Genomic DNA, 14,827 nt, shown 5'->3' on the forward strand with positions numbered 1-14,827 from the left:
GGACGACGGGCAGAGCTAGTAGTCCCAGGGCCGGCCGGTCTGTTGATACTGCGCGACCGGCACCAGTTTGGCGTCCGGCTCCATCCGATCCACGTACAGCCGGCCCTCCAGATGGTCGATCTCGTGGCTGATCAACCGGGCCACGGCTCGCTCGAAGACGGTCACCACCCGGGTGCCGTCGAATCGCGCGTGCTCCACCTCGATCCGCAGCGGCCGGGCGACCATGCCGCGATAGTCGAAGAAGGAGAGGCAGCCCTCGTATTGCTCGTCGCCGTCCCGGGACTCGCCGACGATCCGGGGGTTGAGCAGCACCACCGGCTCGAGCTCGCGATCCGGTGGGCGCACCACGGCGGCCGCGACGGGCAGCCCGATCTGCGGCGCGGCCAGGCCCACCCCCTTGCTGAACTCGTGCAGGTCCTCCAGCTGGGCGAGCGAGGTGAGCAGGCGGGTGACCGTCTCCCGGGCGGCCGGTCCCTCGCGGGGCAGCTGGAAGTGCCGGGAGCGCTGCCGGAGCAGGTCGGAGCCGCGCTGGACGATCCCGATGCCGAGCATCCGGTGCGAGGCGCGCGGCGGGGCGGGTGGCTCGGGTGGGCCGAACTCGTCGTATCGGGGGGCGTCGGCGCCACGGAACCGCCACTCCAGGCGGTACCGGGCGTTCAACAGGGGCTGATCGGTGGACCACTCGAAAATGGCGCGACCTCCCTCGTTGCGGCGTTCCAGGGGACTGCGGACCGGGACCTCCGCGGCCAGCGACGCCTCGACACCCCAGACCTGGGGTTCGAAGCTCTGCGGAAGGTTCAGGCGGACGGTGAGCTGCCGGGTCGGCAGCCGGACGGCGCGCTGGAACCACTGGCCCCATTTCTCCTCGCCGACCGTGTAGGCGTACTCGATCGTGGTGCGCTCGCCGGGGTAGAGCGGGAACTGCCCACGCTCGTTCGCGAACAGCAGCCACAGCTCCTTGGCGGCGTCCCGGTCCAGCTTGACCCGCCACTGCATGGGCTCGGCCGCGTCGCCCTCGCCGGCCATCGCGCTGACGTCCATCTCCTCGAAGGTCAGCGGGTGCTCCCGGTGGTGCCGGTTGGAGCCGGCCGGATCGTTCGGGTACCGGTCCACCGAGATCTTCACGAGGTAGCGGGTGACCGGCTCGACGCCGGCGTTGTAGAGCGACCGGATCACCCGGCAGCGGTAGCCGCCGCCGATGTAGGTGAGCTCGGCGATCTCGCGTTCCACCACCAGGCCGGTGCCCGGCGGCAGCCACTGGACCGGCACCGGCGGGTCGCGGTGCAGGGTCGAGCCGCGGGCGTGCCGGAGCTCGTCGTACTCCTGGAAGCGTTGCCAGATCGCGCCGCCCGCACCGAGCACCGCCTCCGCCCGCCGGGCGAAGTCCTCGGTCGGTTTGTGGCGGCGGCCCTCGACGTGACTGACGTAGGAGGGATCGAAGCCCATGCGCGCGGCGAGCTGCTTCTTGGTCATCCCGCGCTCGACCCGCCATTGCGCAAGCGCCGTGACGAACTGATCTGCGGCCCTCTCAATGGGCGAGGTGGTCATCACGGATGTCCCCTTCGCGACGGCACCTTCAGTGTCGCTGGCGTCGGGTATCCGGATGGGGCTAGTAGCGCGTTGCCGACAGGTACCTTGACAAATCCGACAGGATCGCAACGCTACGTTATGTAATCATCGCAGAGGGTATTCGCCCGAAAGATCCCGTCACAGACATTGGTTAGGCTAGCCTTAACCGAGTACTCTCGGTCGCCGTGGGCCACGACGACGAGCCGGGCCGACGAGAGTGCCCGACCACGGCGGCAAGCCTGGTCGCGGCCGACGTTCGGGCCCCTGCTGGGAGCGGTGAGATGGAAAAGCTGGTGGACGCGTGACCGTCACCCTTCTGCGCACCGGCACCCACCCGCTGGCGCCCGTCACCGCCACCCTGCGCGCCATGTTCGGCGGCGTCCCGGCGCCCGCGCTGGCGCCCGGCTTGATCGTCGGTGACCAGGCCGGATGGACTCCAGCGGCGGAGCTGGCCGGCCCGGGCCTGAGCGCCCTGCTGGAGTCCGCCGGCCGCCGGTGGAACGCGCAGCCGCACGCCGCCGCCGCCCTCGCCTGGAAGGCGTACACCTACTGGCTGACGCTGCCCGCGGTCCTCGGCTGGGCCTCCGCCCGCCGGGTTCCGTTGATCACCGCGGGTAACGTGCTGACGCGCTTCGACCCGGACGTGATGATCACGCTCGGTGTGCGCCCCGGCACACCCGTCGCGGTGCTTCCCGACGACCCGCTCGCGCTCGGCGGTCACCCGGACGCGATCGTCGTCTCGGACGAGGCCGCGCTGCTCTGCGCGTTCCGCCGGGCCGTCCTGGACGAGCACCTGACGCCCCTGCTGGACGCCATCCACAGCCGGGTCCGCCTCGGCACCCGGCCGCTGCTCGGCTCGCTCGCCTCCGGCATCGCCTACGGCGTCCTCCGCTCGGCCGACGCCGTCCCCGGCCGGTCCGCGGAGTCGATCGGCCGGCTGCTCGGCGCGCTCGGCATCGCTGACCTGGTCGACCTGGTCCCGGGTCCGAGCGGCGAGCTCGACGTGCAGCGCAAGACCTGCTGCCTCGCCTTCACCCTGCCGACCGCGAAACTCTGCCCGGGCTGCTGCATCAAGGCGTGACCGCGGATTAACGGATTACCGCCGCACGCGTTCGTAATCCAGCATTCCCCCGCGGCGCGCGATTGTCGCGACGCCGGCCGGGCTCCGGGCGTACCGAAAGAGAACGAGACGGTCGTGCGGACCGCGGTCCGTCACGATCGTCAGATCAAGAACCGATTACGGTACGGCGATCAGCTGCTGGCCTCGGCCGTGAGGACGGCGTCCGGGTCGTCGACCAGGTCACGCACGTCCCACATCCAGACGCCACCGGTCCACGTCGGGCGGAAGCCGAGCAGATCGGACATGGTGCGCAGCATCTCGACGTCGCGGGTCTGCGGGGTCAGCACCACCACGCCGGCCTTCCAGTACCGCAGGTCGGCGAGGGTCATCTCGCGGCGCGCGGCGGTGACCTCGGGAGTCGGGTTGCCCTGCCGGATCGAGGCCATCAGGCCGCTGGTCGGACGCCACGGCGGGGCGAACGCCGCGGTGTGATCGGCCGGGTCCTGCGGGTTCTGCGTGGGCAGCAGCGCGTAGGCGCCGGCGATCCGCAGGTCCTGACCGGTGTAGGCGCTCCAGCGCAGCGGGTCGGGGTAACTGCTGTCCGGCAGCGGCAGGGTGACCATGGTGTGCTCGTCGTCCACGTACCGCTGCCACTGGCCGGAGGTGACGAAGGCCGGCACCGGCTCCATCGCCACCGTGGCGAGTTGGAGCGGCACGATCGGGACCAGCGCCATCGCCACCGCGGTGATCATGGCGACCCGGATCGGGCCGCGGGTGTGCGGCTGGGTGCGGGCCAGGTCGGCGGCGCGCTGGCAGCCGAGGGCGAGCACGATGCCGACGATCGGCGCGATGGCCATCGCCCAGCGGGTCGGGACCGCCGAGTTGAGCACCGGCAGGTGGTGCAGGAACGCCCAGATGCCGGGCACCCCGGTGTCGGCGCCGTCGAGGTGGACGCTCGGGCCCAGCGACATCGCGGCGAACAGCACGGCCAGCGCGCCCAGGGTCAGCACCGCGGCGCTGCGCCGCATCCAGAGGATCAGCCCGAAGAAGAGGACGACCAGGCCCCAGCCGAAGAACGCGTTCTGCTCGGACGGGTTCTGCGCGAGGGTCAGCGGGAGGTCGGTCCGGCCGGCCACCGAGTGGGTGGAGTAAGCGGTGAACGAACCGAGGTCGGCGCCGAAGGCGCGCACCGACTCCGCCAGCCCCTGGTAGGACTGCGGGCCGAAGAACTGGACGCTCAACGGGTACGCCAGCACGGCGAGGGCGAGGATCCCGGCGACGGCGAGGCCGCGCAGGAAGGCGAAGGTCTCGCCGCGGTGCCGCTTGCGCCGGGCCACGGCCAGGACCGCGCAGAAGACACCGAGGCCGACCGCGGTCATGAACAGGATTTCCAGGTTGATGAACGCCTGCCAGATCAGCAGGCCGCCGAGCAGCAGGCCGTTGCGCACGGCGCGGCCGGGCACGCGCAGCTCCAGCGTGCGCCAGATGATCAGCGGAACCAGGAACTGCGAGACGATGTTCGGGTGGCCGGCGGCGTGCGAGATCATGCTCGGCGCGAAGGTGCAGAGCAGAGCGCCGACCCAGGCGGCCAGTCGCGAGGTGACCAGACGGCGGGCGAGCACCAAATACCATGAAGCACCGGTTAATGCCAATGCGCCGGTTAGAAATACGTTGAACGCCACATGCGGGCCGAACAGAAGAGTGACGGGCGTCAGTGGCAGCGAAACGGCCAACACCGAGGTGTTGGCCATCATGTTCACCCCATCGGGGTAATTCATGCGATCCGAGAAGAACGGATAAGCGCCATCCGTGAGCACGCGTGCACCGTGCGCCAGCATCCACTCGAAGAAAGCCTGATCCTGTGGATCATCGCGCAACTCATGATCAAGATTGAGCCACAACGGCGCCGTGACGAAGAGCGCAACAGCTAGGAAACTTGCTATTGCCAGAACGTCCTGCCAGGTGAGCGCACGCCACAGAGGACGGCGCCGGACAGGCTCTCCTGCCTGCTCATCGGTCTTTTCCCCGGCGGGTACGGCAGAAGCCGGCGCGGCCGTGGCGATGCCGTCCTCAAGTGCGCGCAGCTCGGCGTCCAGGTCCTCGGCAGCGGTCACTTGGCGGGGCGGCAGAACGTTCTCACCGGCCGACTGGCCCGTCGACTCAAAACCCGTAATCGTCATAGCATCGGCGAGCCTAACCGAGGTTGCGAAGAGTTCCACGATGAGCGCCCGCAGCGTGATAGAGACGATATGTACGCGTGTTTTCCGCGTGTCCATGGATCACTCGCACACCCGACGCCCAGCCACGCGTAACCCAACGAACTACCAGCGCGGGCTATGTCTCAATCAGGCCAAAAAATCGCCGTCACCCGGTGGTCAACTTTCGGATAGCGGCGGTAGATGGTTAACTTCACCGGTCCCGCTGTCAGCTCGGATCGGCAAGATGAGGGAACCTCACCTATGGCAGACATCACTGGAGACCAGCGGATCCAGTCCGAAGTGCTCGAAGGCCTCGCCACGGCTGTGAACCACCGCCGGTGGTTCGTCGAGCTCGCTCTCCCGTACCTCGGGGACAACCCCATCGAGATCGGCAGCGGCCTCGGGGACTACGCCATCGAGTGGGCCGAGCACCTTCCGCGGTTCACCGCGACCGAGGCCGACCCCGACCGGCTCGTGCTGCTCAAGGAGCGGATGGCCGAGCACTCGAACATCGAGGTGCGGCAGATGCTGCTCCCCGCGCAGGAGGCCGCGGGTGAGTACAGTGCCGCCGTCTCCTACAACGTGCTCGAGCACATCGAGGACCACGTCGGCGCGCTGCGCAGCATGCGTGACCTGGTCCGCCCGGGCGGCCGGGTGATCATCATCGTGCCGGCGTTCATGTTCGCGATGAGCCAGGTCGACATCGCCACCGGCCACATCCGGCGGTACACGAAGAAGACCCTGGGCGCCGCGTTCGCCGAGGCGGGCCTGGAGATGGAGAAGATCCACTACGCGAACGCGCTGGGCCTGATCGGCTACTACGGCGCGACCAGCATCTTCAAGCTGGCCCCGAAAGAGGGCCCGATGGTGAAGGTGTACGACTCGCTGGTGCTGCCGGTGACCAAGGCGGCCGAGCGGGTGGTCAAGCCGCCGTTCGGCCAGTCGGTCTTCGCGGTGGCGCGCACCCCGCGCTGACCTTCCCGCACAGCAATCGAGGCGACGGCCATCCGGCCGTCGCCTCGCTGTTGGTGCCTCGGTCAGCCGCGGACCTGGAACGTCGGGCGGAGGGTGGCCCGGGCCAGGGTGTGGAAGGCCAGGTTGAACCCGACGTACGCGGGGGTCGCGTCCGGGGTCACCTCGAGGCGGTCCACGTCGATCGCGTGCACCGCGAACACGTACCGATGCGGGCGGTCGCCGGGCGGCGGCGCGGAACCGCCGAAGGCCCGCTCGCCGTAGTCGTTGCGGACGCAGAACGCGCCGTCCGGCAGTGGGTCGACGCCGCGGTCGAGGGAGGTCACCGTGACCGGCAGGTTGACCAGCACCCAATGCCAGAAACCGCTGCCGGTGGGTGCGTCCGGGTCGAAGCAGGTGACCACGAAACCACGGGTCTCGTCGGGGAAGCCCGACCAGGACAACTGGGGCGACAGATTCTTGCCGCCCACGCTGGTGTGCGCGTACAGCTCGTCGAGCGGCTGCCCGTCCGTCACGTCCGCGCTGGTCACCGTGAAGGACGGGACGCTCGGCAGGAGGTCGTACGGATCGGGGGCCAGAGCTCGGTCAAGACTCATGGGGTCCTCCGGCGAAGTGGCTTAACTGATCTGGCTTTCCCTCGATGAGCCGAGAGTAACCGCCGGACGTGTCGGCCGCCTTTCCCCCGTGTTGCGAGAGCCGGTCACTCGTACGGGTAAACGCACAGGTGGTGCGCACCGGCACACCGGCGGTCGGCGATGCTTCTGTCAGACATCCGACCGGGTGCGTGCGGCAGAGATCCCCGTGCTCAGTTGCGATAGGTACGCGAACAGCGACCATGCGAGCCGGCACCCGTCACCATGGCGGGTGCCGGCTGCTGTCCGGTCCCCGAGGACCCGGACAGCACGTCAGGAGCCGGGGATCCGCTCCACCCGCAGTCCGCGGTACATCTTGCGATAGACCACCCCGGTCCGGTGGTTGCCGGCGTCGATCATCATGCCGCGGCCCATGTAGATGCCCACGTGCCCGCTGCCGACCACCAGGTCGCCCGGGCGGGCGAGCCGGCGGGAGATGCTGCGGGCCCGGGCGGCCTGGGCGCGGGACGAGTGCGGCAGCCGCATCCCGGCCCGGGCGTACGCCTGCCGGGTCAGCCCGGAGCAGTCGAACCCGCCCCGGCCCTCGCCGCCGGTGACGTACCGCCGGCCGAGCTGCGAGCGGGCGTACGCGATGACCGCGTTCATCCCGCCGCGGGCCGACATCCGGATCGGGCGTTCCGCGGTCCGCCGCACCGTGGTGCGCACCATGCCGCGGTGCGACACCGTGGTCCGCCGCTGGGCGACCACGATCCGCCGCTGCGACGCGCGGTACGGCCGGGCCTGGCGAACCTGTCGTGGCTGCGCCTCCCGGGTGGCCACCCGGGTGACCGGCTGCTGGGCGCCCGGGCGCAGCCGGATCGGGGCCAGCGGGGCCGGCCGCTGGGCAGTTGGACGCAATCGGATCGGGGCCAGCGGGGCGGGCCGCACCGCGGCTGGCCGGCGCATCGCCCGGTTGGCGCGTGCGGCAGCCGACTGGCGCTGCTGGTAGAGGCTCTCGTCGACGCCGCCGAGGCCGGCCTGGCCGCCGCCGGAGAGTTGCCCGGAGAGCGGAGCCACCGGGAGGTCGGCCGGCCGAGCGGGCGGCGCTTGGACCGCTTCCGCGCCGTGCTCGGCGGGGTCTACGGCCGGTGCGATGACGGCCAGCGCGAGAGCGCCGGCGGTCAGCACGCGGCGGGTGGACGTACCGTGCAGTGTTGCCTCCGAAATAGGCCCGGGGCACTCACGCGAATCCCATCTTCAGCGCGACGGCAGGTGCGTCGCCGCGCTATTGCCGCCGTCGAAGGAAGGCAATGGGAACCCGGACAACTTTGTGCATTCCGTGGACCATGCCAACACACCTTGAATTACGGCGTGGCTGGATTCAGATAATTAATCCCCCGATCTCGAAAAGATAAAGGCATGCTGCTACTCGGCGGTGGGCAGCGACATCCGGATCCCCGGCGTGGCCGTCGAGCCGTTCAGCGAAACCTCGCTGAGCTGGGCATCCTTGGGAACGTCGAACGGCAGCACGCCGTTCACCGAGGAGCCCGGCTCGATCTCGTCGAGCAGTGTCGGACTGTCATCGTTGAGAAAAACCGCGGCCTCGTCGGCGACGGCGTACGCTGCACCGTTGGTGTCGTAGACGCGCTGGGCGGAGCTGTCGAACAGTTCCGGCTCCAGGCCGTTGTTGGTGACTCGCACGTCGAGCAGACAGAACTGCCCCTGCGCACGCTGTTCCAGCCCGTCCGGGCCGACCGCCGAGACGCCGCAGCGCACGCTTTTCACCCGCATCCCGAAACCGCCGGGCGCGGCGTCGGCCGGCCCGGCCGCGGGCAGCCCCCGGATCACCGCGGGGCCGCCGTCCGGCCGGTCGGCGGTCGCCACCGCCCAGATCCCGAACGTGATCAGCGCCAAGGCGATGAACACGCCGCCGCCCACCCAGATGCGCGCCCGCCAGCGCAGCGCCCACTCGTCCGCGCCGTCGTCATCCGGATGGATCACCCGAATGGTCGTGGCACGGTGCGGTGTGTAGGTCACGGCGTCCCCCAGCTCCGAGGCGCGACCGAGGGCCGGACGCGCTGTCCGTCCATGCTGGGTTCGGTGCGGCCGCACATCACCGCGACTCGCCGCAAAACCGACTTTATCGGCTATATCGCCACGGGGATATTCCCTCGATCGGGTGATCAGCGGAGCAGGATGAGCTTGCCGAGGTGGTCGCTGGACTCCAGCACGCGCTGCGCCCGCGCCGCCTCGGCGAGCGGGAAGGTCCCGTGGATGATCGGTTTCACCAGGCCGGCGGCGACCAGGGGCCAGACCTGGTCGCGGACGCCGGCGACGATCCGGGCCTTGTCGGCGATCGGGCGGGCGCGTAGCGAGGTGGACGAGACGGTGCCGCGCTTGGCCATCAGCGCCCCCAGGTCCAGCTCGGCGCGGGTGCCGCCCTGGAAGCCGATCACCGAGATCCGGCCGTCCGGGGCGAGCGCCTCGATGTTGCGACCCAGGTATTTCGCGCCGATGATGTCGAGCACCACGTCGGCGCCCCGGCCGTCGGTGGCCTCGTGCACCACGCGTACGAAATCCTGCTCCTGATAGTCGATCGTCAGATCGGCGCCGAGCGCGCGCAGCCGCTCGTGTTTCGCCGCGCGGGCGGTGACCAGCACCGTGGCGCCCAGCGCTTTGCCCAACTGGACGGCGAACGTGCCGATCCCGCTGCCGCCACCGTGCACCAGGAACGTCTGACCGGCGCGCAACCGGTCGTGCGCGACCGTGTTGGACCAGACGGTGCAGGCCACCTCGGGCAGCGCCGCCGCCTCGACCAGGGAGAGCCCGGCCGGGACCGGCAGCAGCTGGCCGGCGGGCACCGCGACGCGCTCCGCATAACCCCCGCCGGCCAGCAGGGCGCAGACCCGCTCGCCCACGTGGTGATCGTCGACACCCGGCCCGACCGCACTGATCACGCCGGAGCACTCCAGCCCCGGATAGACCGGGGCGCCCGGTGGAGGTGGGTAGTGACCCTGCCGTTGCAGCAGGTCAGCTCGGTTGACCCCGGCGGCGGTGACGTCGATGACGACCTCGCCGGGGCCCGGCTCCGGGTCCGGCACCTCGGCCCAGCGCAGCTGCTTGTCCTCGATCACGATGGCGTGCATGGGATCGACTTTGCCCCACGGGTACGACACAAACGACGGCACGCCGGGAACGTCTGGCAGACTAGAGCGGCACCACGGGAGGACTCGCCTAGTGGCCGATGGCGCCGGTCTTGAAAACCGGTATGGGGCAACCCATCGTGGGTTCGAATCCCACGTCCTCCGCAGACGCTCCGAGCAGCGAAAACGCCCGGCCCCGGTAAGTCCGGGAGCCGGGCGTCGCGCTCGGTGCGTGCTCAGCGAGTGAGCTTGACCTGCTTGCTCTTGCCGACGGACGAGTTGCCGACCTTGTCGACGGCGGCGTACCCGATGATCAGGTATCCCTTCTTCGGCGTCGCGATCTTCACCGACCACTTGCCGTTCTTGACCGTGGCGTATCGGACCTTGGACTTGTTGATGCTGCCCCGGACCCACTTCTTGCCGTTGAAGTAGTAGGTCTTGCCGCCGCGGACCTGGCCGACCACGATCGCCACCTGGGACGCCCCGGCGCCCTTGTCGGCCGCGGTGCCCCGGATGGTCTTCCACGAGGCCGCCCGGTTGCTCTTCGCCGGCGTCGTGATCTTGACGGTCGGGCTGGTGTAGTCGAGCTTGACGTTCACCGTGCCGACGCTCAGCGGGGCGGACACGCCCGCGCCGTTGACCAGCGAGACCGTCACCCGGTGCGCGCCGCTGTAGGCGAACCGGTGCGACACGCTCCGGGTGGTGCGAGCGACCGTGCTCTCCTGGCCGTCGTCCCAGCCGATCCGGACCTGGGTGGCATCCGCCGGGACGCCGGCGAGCGAGAGGCTGACCGGCAGCGTGGCCGACGGGCCCCGCCAGGTGGTGCCGGCGCTGAGCCGGTAGCTGCCGGTGACCTTCGCCACGGTGACCGTGCTGGTCCCGGTGATGGTGCCGGCCGTGGTGCCGTCGAGGTCCATCAGCTCGACCGAGACCGGGTAACTTCCCGCGTCCGCGTACTCGTGCTGGGCCGTCACCTCGCCGTCGTAGATCAGGCCGGTGCTGCCGTCGCCCCACGTGACCTTGCGGAGCAGCAGGCGGTCGTCCTCGTTGTCGGTGAGCGACAGCTGGCGCAGCGTCACCGTCTGTCCGGCGTAGACACTGCTGTAGTTGAGCTGGTAGGTGCCCTGCGCCGGCGTGCCGGCGGCCTGCGCGGGCTGCGCGAGCAGACCCGCGGAGAGCACGGCGCCGAGGCCGGCGGCGAGGACAGTGGACAGCCGTCGAGGCTGGGTGAGAGGCATTGTTCCCCCGGAAGGCGAGCCGGGCGGCTGGTCAGCCCGGCGCGGAAGTCGATCAAGACTGCTGATCACCATAACTGCCGCGCGCAAGCCCGCCATCCGGGTGAACCATGGTCAGCTTGTGAGCTTCACCAACTTGCCCTTCGGGGCGTAGGCGTTGCCGACGTTGTCGACCGCGGCGTACCAGACGATCAGGTAGCCCTTCGTCGGCGCGACCACCGGCTTGAACGACCACGTGCCGTTCGAGCCGGCGCGGACGATGAAGCCCTCGGCGTTCTCGGCCGGGCCCTTCACCCACTTCTTGCCGTTGTAGTAGTACTCGGTCCCGCCGCGCACCTGGGCCAGCCCGACCGCCGCCAGGTGCAGGCCGGAGGCCTTGTCACCGACCGTGCCGCGGACGGTACGCCACGACGACGCCCGGGACTTCTTCGACGGCGTGGTGACCGTCATGTACGGCCGGACCAGATCCGACTTCACCGCGACGGTGCCGACCGTCCGGGCGGACGAGTCGCCGTTCTCATCGGCCAGGGTCACCGTCACCGTCCGCGTGCCGGCCTTCGGGTACGTGTGCTCCACCCGGGTCGTGCTCGGGGCGACCTCGCTGACCGAGCCGTCGCCCCAGCCGATCTTCACGGTGTCGGCGGCCGCCGGGACGCCGCTGAGCGACAGCGCCGTCCGCTGGGTGCCGTCCGGCCCGGTCCACACCGCGCCGGCCAGCAGTTTGTACGTCCCACCCACCGCCGCCACGGTGACCGTGTCACCGCCGGTGAGGGTGCCGGCGCTGTCCCCGTCCAGGTCGGTGATCGCCACCTGCACCCGGTACGTCCCCGGCGTCGCATATCGATGCGCCAGGCTCCCGTCGGTCAGCGAGCCCTGGGTGCCGTCGCCCCAGTCGACCTGCCGGTCCTGCACCGAGCCGTCCTCGTTCCCGGTCAGCGACACCTGGTCGAGGGTGACCGACTGGCCGGCGAACAGGCTGGTCGCGCCGAGCCGGTAGACGCCCTCGGCCGGGGCGCCGGCGGCGTGTGCCGGCACCGCCAGGCCGGCCGAGAGCAGGGTGCCGAGACCGGCGGCGAGCAGAGTGGTGCGCATGGATCTCCCTGACGGGTACGACGAACGGGGGGCCACCCCGGAAGATCGGTCAGTCCCCCGGCGGGTTGAGGATCATCTGCGGACCGGTCCCGCGGGTCGCCAGCCGGTCCCGCGGGTTGATCAGGTTGCACCGCTGCAGCGACAGGCACCCGCACCCGATGCAGCCGGTCAGCTGGTCACGCAGCCGTTCCATCATGGCGATCCGCTCGTCCAGCCGGTGCCGCCAGTGGCTGGACAGCCGGGACCAGTCGGCCTTGGTGGGCGTCCGGTTCTCCGGCAGCTCGGCGAGCGCCTCGCGGATCTCGTCGAGCGACACCCCGACCTGCTGCGCGATCTTGATGAACGCGATCCGGCGCAGGTCGGCCCGTTCGTAACGCCGCTGGTTGCCGCCGGTGCGGGCGGCGTGCAGCAGGCCCTCCCGCTCGTAGTAACGCAACGCCGATGGCGCCACGCCGCTGCGGGCGGCCATCTCCCCGATGGCGAGGGTCTCCATCCGATCCCCTTGAGTTGAAGTGAACTTCAAGTTGCAGCCTATCCGACATGACCGCGACCACGCTGCGCCGACTCACCGGCGACGAGAAACACGCGCCCAGCGCGCACTCCACACTGGACGTGCTCCGCGTCCTCTACGAGCGGGTGCTCCGGATCAGCCCGGAGACCGCCGACGAGCCGGACCGGGACCGGTTCCTGCTCTCCAAGGGCCACGGGCCGGCCGCGTACTACGCGGTGCTGGCCGACCGGGGCTTCATCCCCGAACACTGGCTGGACCGGATGGGCCGCTGGCACAGCCGCCTCGGCACCCACCCGGACCGGGTGCTGATCCCCGGTGTCGAGGTGGGCACCGGGTCGCTCGGGCACGGGCTGGGGCTCGCGGTCGGCACCGCGCTCGGGCTGCGCGCGCAGGGATTCACCGAGGCGCGGACGTTCGTGCTGCTCGGCGACGCGGAACTGGACGAGGGGTCGAATTTCGAGGCGATCGCGTACGCGGCCGCGATCCGGTTGCCGCTGACCGCGATCGTGATCGACAACCAGTCGGCCACGCACGGCTGGCCCGGCGGGATCCCGGCGCGTTTCCCCGGGTGGTCGGTGTCACAGGTCGACGGGCACGACCACGACGAGATCGACAGAGCCCTTTCGGTACGCCATGAGCGTCCGCACCTCGTCGTCGCCACCGTCGAACCCAAGTGGAGCTGATCATGCGCGAAACCTTCGTGGCCACCACCACCGCCCTGCTCGACGAGGACCCGCGCACCGCACTGGTGCTCGCCGACATCTCCGCCGACGTGTTCGCGCCCGCGCTGCGCCGGCACCCCGACCGAGCCCTGAACGTGGGCATCCGGGAGCAGCTGATGGTCGGGGTCGGCGGCGGGCTGGCACTCACCGGCATGCGGCCCTACCTGCACTCGTACGCCCCGTTCCTGATCGACCGGGCATACGAGCAGATCAAGCTCGACCTCGGGCACCAGGACGCCGGCGCGGTGCTGGTCAGCATCGGCGGGTCGTACGACGCGGCCGCGGCCGGGTACACGCACCAGTCCCCCGGCGACGTCGCCCTGCTCGACACCCTGGACGGCTGGACCGTGCAGGTGCCCGGGCACCGCGACGAGGTCCCGGCGATGCTGCGCGAGGCGGCCCGGCACGACGACCGGGTCTACATCCGGCTCGGCCTGCAGGAGAACGCCCGGGCCCATCCCGACGGCGGGAAGCTGCGGGTGCTCAGGCGCGGCGGTCCGCTGGTCCTGGCGGTCGGGCCGATGCTCGACCCGGTGCTGGCCGCCACCCGGGACCTGGACGTCACGGTCGCCTACACCAACACCCCGCGGCCACTGGACGTCGAGGGGCTGCGGCTGATCGCCGGGGGCGAGGTGGTCGTGGTCGAGCCGTACCTGGCCGGGACGTCGGCCCGCCTGGTCGGCGAGGCGCTGAACGGCCTCCCGCACCGGGCGTTGCACCTGGGCGTGGGCCGGGCCGAGATCCGCGATTACGGGACCTGGGAGGACCACGCCCGGGCACACGGCCTCGACGCCGCGGGCCTGCGGAAGTCGATCACCGACTTCCTAGGCTAGGAAGGTCTCGCGCAGCACGCCCTCGAAGCGCCACACCGCCTCGGTGTTCGCGAACCTCATCCGGAAGCGCTCGCGCACCCCGTCCACCGCGGTGGCGGCCATCTCCAGCGCCGGCCGGGTCAGGTCGGGACGCCAGGTGACGTTGCTCAGATGCCGCAGGTTCGCGTTCAGGTGCAGACGCAACCGGTGCAGCACCGGCGTCTTCTGGATGACCACGAGCCGCCGCCGGGTGAGCAGCAGCAGATGGTCGCCGGCGAGCGGGGCCTCCGGCCGCGTGCACCGGGCCACCAGGACCGCGGTGTCGTCGGCATCGACGCACCGTTCCACGATCGGGAGGTGCCGGCTGGGGATGACCACGCCAGCTTCGGTGGTGGCGGGGAAGAACGTACGCGAGATCACGTCCATGACATGGTTAACGGCGTGTGAACGGGACAGGCAGCGGCCTGAGCTGCTGAATAAGGAATTACAGCGGTCGTGCTGCCATAGTGTCCCCATGCAGTGGCGCGTACGACCGGTGCTGCCGGTCACCAAGCTGATAGGTGCGGTCGCCGTGGTGGTGATGGCCCTCGCGTTCGGGGGCGGGGATCGAGTGCGCTGGGCGGTGGCCGCGGTGGTCGCCCTGGCCCTGCTCGTCTGGGCGCTGCGCGACCTGCTCGTCCCGGTCCGGCTGGCGGCCGACGCGGGCGGCGTCACGGTGGTCACCGGGTTCGCCCGCCGGCGACGGCTGGCCTGGTCCGACGTCGAACGGGTGCGGGTGGACCGGACCACCCGGCGGGGCCTGCGCAGCGAGCTGCTGGAGATCGACGCCGGTGACGCGGTCTACCTCTTCGGGGCGCACGAGCTGGGCGCGATGCCCGAGGACGTGGTGACCGAGCTGGCGGGGCTGCGCGCTTAATGCGTACGCAAAAAGGCGGTTTTGA

The 14,827-nt window shown here is 70.5% G+C and carries 15 protein-coding genes and 1 tRNA gene; 6 read left to right on the forward strand and 10 right to left on the reverse strand.

Annotation, left to right across the window (positions count from 1 at the left end; translation table 11 throughout):
• Positions 1–15: 15 nt before the first annotated feature.
• A complete protein-coding gene (locus Aiant_RS20490; protein ID WP_189332123.1) occupies positions 16–1,548 on the reverse strand; it encodes a peptide deformylase in 1,533 nt (510 codons plus the stop codon).
• A 388-nt stretch (positions 1,549–1,936) separates the two neighbouring features.
• Here Aiant_RS20490 and Aiant_RS20495 point away from each other — a divergent pair, with 388 nt between their 5' ends.
• Entirely contained in the window at positions 1,937–2,650 is a 714-nt protein-coding gene (locus tag Aiant_RS20495; protein ID WP_189332342.1) for a hypothetical protein, read from the forward strand.
• Between the two features lie 170 nt (positions 2,651–2,820).
• Here the strand turns inward: Aiant_RS20495 and Aiant_RS20500 are convergent, their stop codons facing one another.
• Positions 2,821–4,809: a DUF6311 domain-containing protein gene (locus Aiant_RS20500; RefSeq protein WP_189332341.1), complete on the reverse strand. Its 1,989-nt coding sequence runs from the start codon at positions 4,807–4,809 to the stop codon at positions 2,821–2,823.
• Positions 4,810–5,088: 279 nt separating this feature from the next.
• Here Aiant_RS20500 and Aiant_RS20505 point away from each other — a divergent pair, with 279 nt between their 5' ends.
• Positions 5,089–5,802 (forward strand): class I SAM-dependent methyltransferase, encoded by a 714-nt coding sequence (locus tag Aiant_RS20505; protein ID WP_189332122.1) that lies wholly within the window; start codon positions 5,089–5,091, stop codon positions 5,800–5,802.
• A 62-nt stretch (positions 5,803–5,864) separates the two neighbouring features.
• On the opposite strand, the gene Aiant_RS20510 is transcribed toward Aiant_RS20505, so the two are convergent.
• From Aiant_RS20510 to Aiant_RS20525, 4 genes are all read right to left on the reverse strand, one after another.
• On the reverse strand, positions 5,865–6,395 hold the full coding sequence (locus Aiant_RS20510; RefSeq protein ID WP_189332121.1) for a YbhB/YbcL family Raf kinase inhibitor-like protein: 531 nt from the start codon (positions 6,393–6,395) through the stop codon (positions 5,865–5,867).
• 309 nt (positions 6,396–6,704) lie between these two features.
• Positions 6,705–7,559 carry a C40 family peptidase gene (locus tag Aiant_RS45835; protein WP_229830376.1) on the reverse strand — a complete coding sequence of 285 codons (855 nt, stop codon included), beginning with the start codon at positions 7,557–7,559 and terminating at the stop codon, positions 6,705–6,707.
• A gap of 237 nt (positions 7,560–7,796) precedes the next feature.
• A complete protein-coding gene (locus tag Aiant_RS20520) occupies positions 7,797–8,372 on the reverse strand; it encodes a DUF4352 domain-containing protein (protein ID WP_229830373.1) in 576 nt (191 codons plus the stop codon).
• 182 nt (positions 8,373–8,554) lie between these two features.
• Positions 8,555–9,517, reverse strand: coding sequence for an NAD(P)H-quinone oxidoreductase (locus Aiant_RS20525; protein WP_189332119.1), 963 nt, complete (start codon positions 9,515–9,517; stop codon positions 8,555–8,557).
• 77 nt (positions 9,518–9,594) lie between these two features.
• Between Aiant_RS20525 and Aiant_RS20530 the strand changes: the two genes are divergently transcribed.
• Positions 9,595–9,679, forward strand: a tRNA-Ser gene (locus tag Aiant_RS20530).
• Positions 9,680–9,750: 71 nt separating this feature from the next.
• Here Aiant_RS20530 and Aiant_RS20535 read toward each other — a convergent pair.
• The 3 genes from Aiant_RS20535 to soxR all read right to left on the reverse strand — a co-directional run bounded on the left by Aiant_RS20535 (position 9,751) and on the right by soxR (position 12,334).
• Positions 9,751–10,752 (reverse strand): hypothetical protein, encoded by a 1,002-nt coding sequence (locus tag Aiant_RS20535; protein WP_189332118.1) that lies wholly within the window; start codon positions 10,750–10,752, stop codon positions 9,751–9,753.
• Positions 10,753–10,863: 111 nt separating this feature from the next.
• Entirely contained in the window at positions 10,864–11,841 is a 978-nt protein-coding gene (locus Aiant_RS20540; protein ID WP_189332117.1) for a PKD domain-containing protein, read from the reverse strand.
• A gap of 49 nt (positions 11,842–11,890) precedes the next feature.
• Entirely contained in the window at positions 11,891–12,334 is a 444-nt protein-coding gene (soxR, locus tag Aiant_RS20545; RefSeq protein WP_189332116.1) for a redox-sensitive transcriptional activator SoxR, read from the reverse strand.
• A 47-nt stretch (positions 12,335–12,381) separates the two neighbouring features.
• On the opposite strand from soxR, the gene Aiant_RS20550 reads away from it, so the two are divergent.
• Together Aiant_RS20550 and Aiant_RS20555 are read left to right on the forward strand one after the other, a co-directional pair.
• Positions 12,382–13,035, forward strand: coding sequence for a thiamine pyrophosphate-dependent enzyme (locus Aiant_RS20550; RefSeq protein ID WP_189332115.1), 654 nt, complete (start codon positions 12,382–12,384; stop codon positions 13,033–13,035).
• Between the two features lie 2 nt (positions 13,036–13,037).
• Positions 13,038–13,907 (forward strand): transketolase family protein, encoded by an 870-nt coding sequence (locus tag Aiant_RS20555; RefSeq protein ID WP_189332114.1) that lies wholly within the window; start codon positions 13,038–13,040, stop codon positions 13,905–13,907.
• Here the strand turns inward: Aiant_RS20555 and Aiant_RS20560 are convergent.
• Complete coding sequence (locus Aiant_RS20560) at positions 13,899–14,312, reverse strand: hypothetical protein (RefSeq protein ID WP_189332113.1); 414 nt, start codon at positions 14,310–14,312, stop codon at positions 13,899–13,901. The genes Aiant_RS20555 and Aiant_RS20560 overlap by 9 nt on opposite strands.
• An 88-nt stretch (positions 14,313–14,400) precedes the next feature.
• Here Aiant_RS20560 and Aiant_RS20565 point away from each other — a divergent pair, with 88 nt between their 5' ends.
• Positions 14,401–14,802: a PH domain-containing protein gene (locus Aiant_RS20565; RefSeq protein ID WP_189332112.1), complete on the forward strand. Its 402-nt coding sequence runs from the start codon at positions 14,401–14,403 to the stop codon at positions 14,800–14,802.
• Positions 14,803–14,827: the final 25 nt, after the last annotated feature.

This window comes from Actinoplanes ianthinogenes (genome assembly GCF_018324205.1).
Lineage (GTDB): Bacteria > Actinomycetota > Actinomycetes > Mycobacteriales > Micromonosporaceae > Actinoplanes > Actinoplanes ianthinogenes.